This is a genomic window from Mycobacterium sp., from assembly GCF_049278535.1.
In the GTDB taxonomy this organism is placed as follows: Bacteria; Actinomycetota; Actinomycetes; order Mycobacteriales; family Mycobacteriaceae; genus Mycobacterium.
In genome coordinates this window covers 1-6696 of record NZ_JBAPMI010000316.1, presented here as the reverse complement: position 1 = coordinate 6696, position 6696 = coordinate 1, and the positions used below count along the sequence as shown (strand labels likewise).

6 protein-coding genes and 1 pseudogene are annotated in these 6696 nt (G+C 66.5%); 1 reads left to right on the top strand and 6 read right to left on the bottom strand.

What is annotated here, in order from left to right; genetic code table 11:
• Positions 1-106: 106 nt before the first annotated feature.
• Genes WAO18_RS21085 through WAO18_RS21075 form a run of 3 tightly spaced genes read right to left on the bottom strand, consistent with a single transcriptional unit; the run spans position 107 to position 3528 of the window.
• The gene (locus tag WAO18_RS21085) at positions 107-937 is read right to left on the bottom strand and encodes an acyl-ACP desaturase (RefSeq protein WP_422208177.1); all 831 of its coding nucleotides are present in this window, start codon (positions 935-937) and stop codon (positions 107-109) included.
• 49 nt (positions 938-986) lie between these two features.
• Positions 987-2270 carry a serine hydroxymethyltransferase gene (glyA, locus tag WAO18_RS21080; RefSeq protein ID WP_422208178.1) on the bottom strand — a complete coding sequence of 428 codons (1284 nt, stop codon included), beginning with the start codon at positions 2268-2270 and terminating at the stop codon, positions 987-989.
• A gap of 49 nt (positions 2271-2319) precedes the next feature.
• The gene (locus tag WAO18_RS21075) at positions 2320-3528 is read right to left on the bottom strand and encodes a DUF885 domain-containing protein (protein WP_422208176.1); all 1209 of its coding nucleotides are present in this window, start codon (positions 3526-3528) and stop codon (positions 2320-2322) included.
• Positions 3529-3594: 66 nt separating this feature from the next.
• On the opposite strand from WAO18_RS21075, the gene coaA reads away from it, so the two are divergent.
• Positions 3595-4533, top strand: a complete 939-nt coding sequence (gene coaA / locus WAO18_RS21070; RefSeq protein WP_422208175.1) for a type I pantothenate kinase — start codon at positions 3595-3597, stop codon at positions 4531-4533.
• A gap of 73 nt (positions 4534-4606) precedes the next feature.
• Here coaA and WAO18_RS21065 read toward each other — a convergent pair whose 3' ends face one another.
• The 3 genes and pseudogenes from WAO18_RS21065 to WAO18_RS21055 all read right to left on the bottom strand — a co-directional run.
• Entirely contained in the window at positions 4607-5029 is a 423-nt protein-coding gene (locus WAO18_RS21065; protein WP_422208174.1) for a hypothetical protein, read from the bottom strand.
• Positions 5030-5183: 154 nt separating this feature from the next.
• Positions 5184-6272, bottom strand: a complete 1089-nt coding sequence (locus WAO18_RS21060; protein ID WP_422208173.1) for a methyltransferase — start codon at positions 6270-6272, stop codon at positions 5184-5186.
• An 11-nt stretch (positions 6273-6283) separates the two neighbouring features.
• Positions 6284-6696, bottom strand: a pseudogene (locus WAO18_RS21055) (hypothetical protein); the annotation flags it as partial.

The following is a 6696-nucleotide window of genomic DNA, read 5'->3' as shown; positions in this document are numbered from 1 at the left end:
AAGTTGAGACGAGAGGCGCCGCCCGGATAGCAGAGCATGTCGCTAGCCATCGAAAACGACGCTACTCCCGTCGGCGCATGAGCGCCGTGCAGGCGCGCCGACGTGGCTAGCTGATGACGAACTGCCGCAGCGCGGATTCGTCGGCGACTCCCCAGGCGGCGATGAGATCCGAAATCACCCGGCGCAGTTGCTCAGCGTCGAAAATGCCTGCGTCAGCGACGTTTCGCACCTTGTCACCGTAGGCGTCGATGTCGGCGCCGATGACATCGATTTCGGCCGCGCGGGCGGCAATGGCGGCGATCGTCTCGTCGCGGGCGAAGGTCAGGCAGTGCGCGACGAGGTTGGCGAAGAACTCCTCATGCCGCTTCTCGTCGCGGGCGATGTGGGTGATGAATCCGGCCAGCACCGGCTCCTCGATTTGCGCCGCCAAGTTGTTGGTGTACACGGCGTGGGCGCCCTCGAAAAAAGCCATGAACACCAGGGTCTCGACCTGAGAGAACTGGTCGGCGCGGTATCCCTTCTGAGATACGTGTTCGAAGCGGACGTCTTCGTTGGCGGTGGGGTCGATCTCGCGGGTCACCACGAAGTACTCGCGCAGCGCGATGGCGTGCAGATGTTCCTCGGCGGTCCACCGGCCGATCCAGTGGGCCCAATTGTCTTCGAGGATGAAGTGCTCGACCAGCTCGCGGTGGTAGCCGGCGATGTTGTCTTTGGTGATCAGCAGAATCTCGCACGCGTCGGTGATGGTTTTGGGCAGCGTCACCTGGGATGGGTCCCAGTCGCGCCCGCCGAGGAAAGCGAAGTTCTCGCCCTGTTCGAACGGCACGAAGTCATGGGCGAACCAGACTTGCTCGGTGGCAAGGTGGCGGTCGATGTTCTCGCCGACGACGGGCTCGAGTTCGAGAATGAACGCGTTAGCAACAGGTCTGACTGCCATAAAAGTAACTGTAACCCGCGTACACAGGCTTCGTGAAATCTGCCGCAGATCAGACCAGCGACCAGTCCTCCAGGCCGTCATACAGCGGGAATTCCCTGGCCAGACGGGTCACCCGGTCGCGCAGCGCGGCCACTGTCCCTTCTGAGGCAGCGGTGCCCGCAGCCAGCGCGGTGGCGATGATGTCGGCGACCTCGGTGAACTCGGCATCGGAGAAGCCGCGGGTGGCCAGCGCCGGGGTGCCCACCCGCAGACCCGACGTCACCATCGGCGGCCGGGGATCGTTGGGGACGGCGTTGCGGTTCACGGTGATGCCGACCTCGTGCAGCAGGTCCTCGGCGGCCTGTCCGTCCAGCGGCGAGTCGCGCAGGTCGACCAGCACCAGGTGGACGTCGGTGCCGCGGCTGACCACCGAGACACCGGCCTTGGCGACGTCCGCGGCCAGTAGACGTTCGGCGATGATCCGGGCGCCGGACAGTGTGCGCTGCTGACGCTCGACGAACTCCGGCGTGCCCGCGATTTTCAGCGCCACTGCCTTGGCCGCGATGACGTGCATCAGCGGCCAGCCCTGCTGACCGGGGAACACCGCGGAGTTGATCGATTTCGCGTACTCCTGCTTGCCAACGATCAGGCCGGACCGCGGGCCGCCCAGCGTCTTGTGCACGGTGGTCGAGACGACGTCGGCGTGCGGCACCGGCGACGGGTGCAGGCCGGCCGCGACCAGACCGGCGAAGTGCGCCATGTCCACCCACAGCTTGGCGTCGACCTCGTCTGCGATCGACTTGAACGCCGCGAAGTCGAGGATCCGTGGGTATGCCGACCAGCCGGCGACGATCACCTTCGGGCGGAACTCAAGCGCGTGAGCACGCACCGCGTCCATGTCGATCAGGTGCGACGTCGCGTCGACGCCGTAGAAGGCGTTCTCGTAGAGCTTGCCGGAGAAGTTCAGCTTCATCCCGTGCGTCAGGTGGCCGCCGTTGGCGAGGTCGAGACCCAGGAGCCGCTCGCCCGGCGACATCAGCGCGTGCAGCACCGCGGCATTGGCCTGCGCGCCGGAGTGCGGCTGCACATTGGCGAAGTCGGCGCCGAACAGCGCCTTGGCCCGGTCGCGGGCGATGTTCTCCACCACGTCGACGAATTCGCAGCCACCGTAGTAGCGGCGACCCGGCAGACCCTCCGCGTACTTGTTGGTCAGAACGCTGCCCTGGGCCTGCAGCACCGCCCGTGGCACGAAGTTCTCCGAGGCGATCATCTCCAACGTGTCGCGTTGGCGGCCAAGCTCTTTGCCGAGCAGCTCAGCGATGTCGGGGTCGACGTCGGCCAGCGGGGCGGACATCACCGAGGACTTGGTACGAGCATCGGGTGCGGCAGTCACGCCCGCCAGTCTAATCGGGCATCTTCGACGGGATGAACGGCTCGTCGAGCAGCCGGCCGAACCGCTCGATCACGCTCATCCCGGCGGGGCGACCGTCCAGCCAGCCGCGCAACAACCGATAGCCCTCGACATAGGTGCTGGTGTAGGCACGCCACAGCGGCGAGGACAAAAATCGCAGCATCTGCCGCGCGCGCATGTCGTTGACCAGCAGCCAGCGCCGTAGGAAATCGGCCACCTCGTCGGCGTCGCGGTGTTCGTCGTGCAACATCAGCGCCGCGTCCTGCCGCACCCCGGCCAGCGCCGCCGACGCCTCGGACACCGCCTCGGCGCGCTCCCCGTCGAACCGCAGCCCCAGGTCGGCGTAGATGTCGGCCGCCCATGGCCCCCAGCCCGGGCCGATCGCCGCATGCAGCGCCAGGTCGGCCAGACCCTCGGCCATCAGACACTGCGGGGTGTTCACCAGGAAGATGGTCTGCTCGGTCTGACCCTTCCGATTGACCAACCCGGCCTCTTTGCGGCAGTGCTCGGTGTGGTGTCCCGGATAGGACTCGTGCGCCACCAGCCGCGGCAGATTGGACATCAACTGCTTCAGGTCGGCGTTTACCGCGACCGTTGAGCGGTAGTCGCCCAGATAGTAGTTGAAGCCCGACCACGGCTTGTCGGTCACCACCTGGTACTCCACGGTTTCGACGTCCGGCAACGGATACTCGGCCCGGACCCGGTCGCGCAACGCGCTGGAGAACGCCTCGATGCATTCGGCCAGCCGCTGTGGCGGGATTTCCTCGCCCGTCCGATGCGCTTCCATCCGGTCGGCCAGCGGCCCGTCGCCGCCCAGCACCTCGTCGAGTCGGGCGTGCGCCTGCCGGTACGTGTCCGGATCGCCCTTGCTGATGCGCACATCGAAGTAGTCGTGCACCTCGTCGACGAAACCGATGTCGTCACCGGCGAACTTGCGTCCGGCGCATTCCAGCGCACGCAGGTGTGCGCCCACATAGTCGGCGCGCTGTTGGTCAAATCCGTTGTGGTGCTGCGCATCCGGAAGGGCGGCGATCAGCCTGCGGGCTTGGCGGACCAGATCGGCCGGGTCGGGAGCGGCTTCGGCCAGCACGGTGTGGCGCAGCGCTGGGTCGCCGGTGAAGGCGTCGACATAACCCGACTCGATGCGATCGAAACGCAAACCGAGGAGCAGGTAGTCGCGGACCAGCGCGTCGGGTTCCACGCCAGCTAACGCTATCTGCTCGCCCCAGCGGTCCGCAGCGTGGCCGAGGCTGCAAGACTGGCAACCATGCCGCGGCCAAGCGAGCCGAGCCCCTATGTGGAGTTCGATCGACGTCAATGGCGCGCGCTACGTATGTCGACACCGCAGCCGCTGACCGAAGAAGAGGTCGTCGGGCTGCGTGGTCTGGGCGAGCAGATCAACTTGCGCGAGGTCGAAGAGGTCTACCTGCCGCTGGCCCGGCTCCTGCACCTGCAGGTCGCCGCTCGCCAGGGACTGTTTGCCGCCACCTCCGAATTCCTCGGTGAGCCTCAGCAGAATCCCGATCGGCCGGTGCCGTTCATCATCGGGGTGGCCGGCAGTGTGGCGGTCGGTAAGTCAACGACGGCCCGTGTGCTGCAGGCACTGCTGGCCCGCTGGGATCACCACCCGCGGGTCGACCTGGTGACCACCGACGGCTTCCTCTACCCAAACGCCGAGCTGACCCGCCGAAACCTGATGCACCGCAAGGGTTTTCCGGAGAGCTACGATCGCCGGGCGCTGATGCGATTCGTCACTTCGGTCAAGTCGGGTTCGGACTACGTCTGCGCGCCGGTGTACTCGCACCTGCACTACGACCGGGTGCCGGACGCCAAGCAGGTGGTGCGCCACCCCGACATCCTGATTCTCGAGGGTCTCAACGTGCTGCAGACCGGGCCCACGCTGATGGTGTCGGACCTGTTCGACTTCTCGCTGTATGTGGACGCCCGGGTCGAGGACATCGAACAGTGGTACATCTCGCGGTTCCTCGCGATGCGCTCGACGGCGTTCGCCAACCCGGCTTCGCACTTCCACCACTATGCGGGGCTGACCGACCAGCAGGCCGACATCGCGGCACGCGAAATCTGGCGTTCGATCAACCGGCCCAACCTGATCGAGAACATTCTGCCCACCCGTCCGCGCGCCACCCTGGTGCTGCGCAAGGACGCCGATCATTCGATCAACCGGCTGCGACTGCGCAAGCTTTGAATCGGCAACAAGCCGATGCGGGGACGCGCACCGCAACCTCTGACGGCGGCGCCCCGCACCGGCGGGACGGGAATCACGCCGGCAGGCGGCGCACTCCGAGGTATTGCAGGTAACCCATCAGCGCGAAATAGCCGCCAGTGGCCAACGTCGCGGCGACGCCGGTTTCGGTCAGCGGCAACGCCCCTACGGCGAGCACGACGAGCGTGGCCCCCGTCAGGACGACATTGCCGACGATGAGGCCGATTCCGACGCGGCGCAGATCAGGTGCGGCGGCGAGGGCGTACACCGCCAGGCTGGCGAGCACCAGCAGCGCGCCCCCGCTGAATTCGGCGACAGAACTCAGGCCGGTCAGCGAGGAGAGCGGGTCCGCCAGCAGGGCGATGAAGAGACCGATCACACCGCCCAGCGTTGCGTCGAGTCGCATGGCGAACCGCAACAGGGAGTCGGTCGAGTCGTCGAAGGGCCGGGTGGTGGCCAGTGGAGTAACAGCGGTCATGGGAACTCCTTGCGATATCGGGTCGAACACTTCTGAGCGTGCCGTTCCGCGACTGCCAGATCGACGCGTGGCACTGCCAAGCACTGCCATGCGGAGGTCAACCGAGTGATCCAGGCCACGTATTCCTTGCCTAGCCGGTCTAAGTCTTCGAGAGCTACACCGCTTGCGCCTCGACAACGCTGAACGGTGAGGCGGTTTCGACGACGCGCGTCATGCGAAAACCGGCACGCTCGAGTAGCCGGCCGTATTCGGCGCCAGTCCGCTCTCGCGCCGCAGCGGCGATCAACATCTCGAGATCTGCCCACTTGCCGATGAACTCGCGGTCGTGCTCCGGGATCACGAACTCGACCAGCAGCACGTTCGTCCCCGCCGCGGCCGCCTTTCGCACGTTGCCGAGAATCCGCACCGCCTCGTGGTCGGGCCAGTCGTGAATCACGTTCTTGAGCACATAGGCGTCGCCGCCGTCGGGAACGTTGTCGAAGAATGAGCCTTCGACAACCTGAACTCGGTCCGCCACATGATGCCCGGAAAGCACGGCCGGGGCTCCCGCCACCACCTCGGGCAGGTCGAACAAGACGCCGTGCGCTCCTGCGGTGGCTTCCAAAATCGCGGCCAGCAGCCGGCCGTGCCCGCCGCCCACATCGACGATCGTTGCGTAGCGGCTGAAGTCGTATGTGGCGGTCACCGCGGCGATCGCAAATTCGGATCCACTCGTCATGGCGTCGTTGAAGATCGCCGCGAGCCTCGGCTCGCCCAGCAAGTACTCGAAGGCGGGTTTGCCGCGCAATTCGGGGATGACGGCGCGGCCGGTACGAACGGCATCCGTCAGGTGGCTCCAATGTTCGCGGTGCTCAGGGCAACCCACAAACCGGGCGAACCCGGCCACCGACACCTCCGCGTCAGAGCGCAGCGTGTCGGCCAACGGGGTCAGGTCGTAGCGGCCGTCGCGGCGCTGGCGGAAAATGCCCCGGCTGATCAAGGCCCGCAGCAGTCGACTCACGGTATCGGGATTCGCATCGATCGCGGCCGCGAGCTCCTGCGCCGTCAGCGGCCCGTTGGCCAGCGCATCCGCAATTCCCAGATCGGCTGCCGCGGTAATCGCCTGGGCGGCCCAGGCGTTGGTGATCATTTCCATCATCACTGCTGGAGCCGGAAGCATCCGGCGGTGCAGCTGACCGACGCGATACCGGGCAGTTTCGATGGCCCGCACGAGTTTGGCGAGCGGAAGCTTCGATGAGGCCATGGCCGGCAAGCTTAACCGCTGGAGACGGCCACTCTTCCGCGCAGATCGGCGGCGATCAGCTTGGCCGCGGCGTTCTGCCAGTTGTGCAGCGAACGTTGCGGCACATCGGTGACGAACCATTGCCACGCCTGCCGCGCGGTCGGGTCCAGGCCGGCGGCGGTGGCGTTCTGGGCGTAGGCCCGCACGCCGACGACGTACGGGAAGTACAGCGAGTTGTAGTGCCGCCACTGCTCGCTGGTGCCGAAGTCGCCGCCGTCGCGCGGTTTGAGCGCGGCGATCCGGTCGGCCAGCAGTGCCTTGAGCTCGATGGCCCGCTCCAGCGGCTGATCCGGGGCTCCGCGGGCGGCCAGTCGCTCGTCGATGGCGGGCAGCGCGGTCAGTGGGTTGGCAACCAGCTTGGACAGGTCACCATAGTGACCGAGCG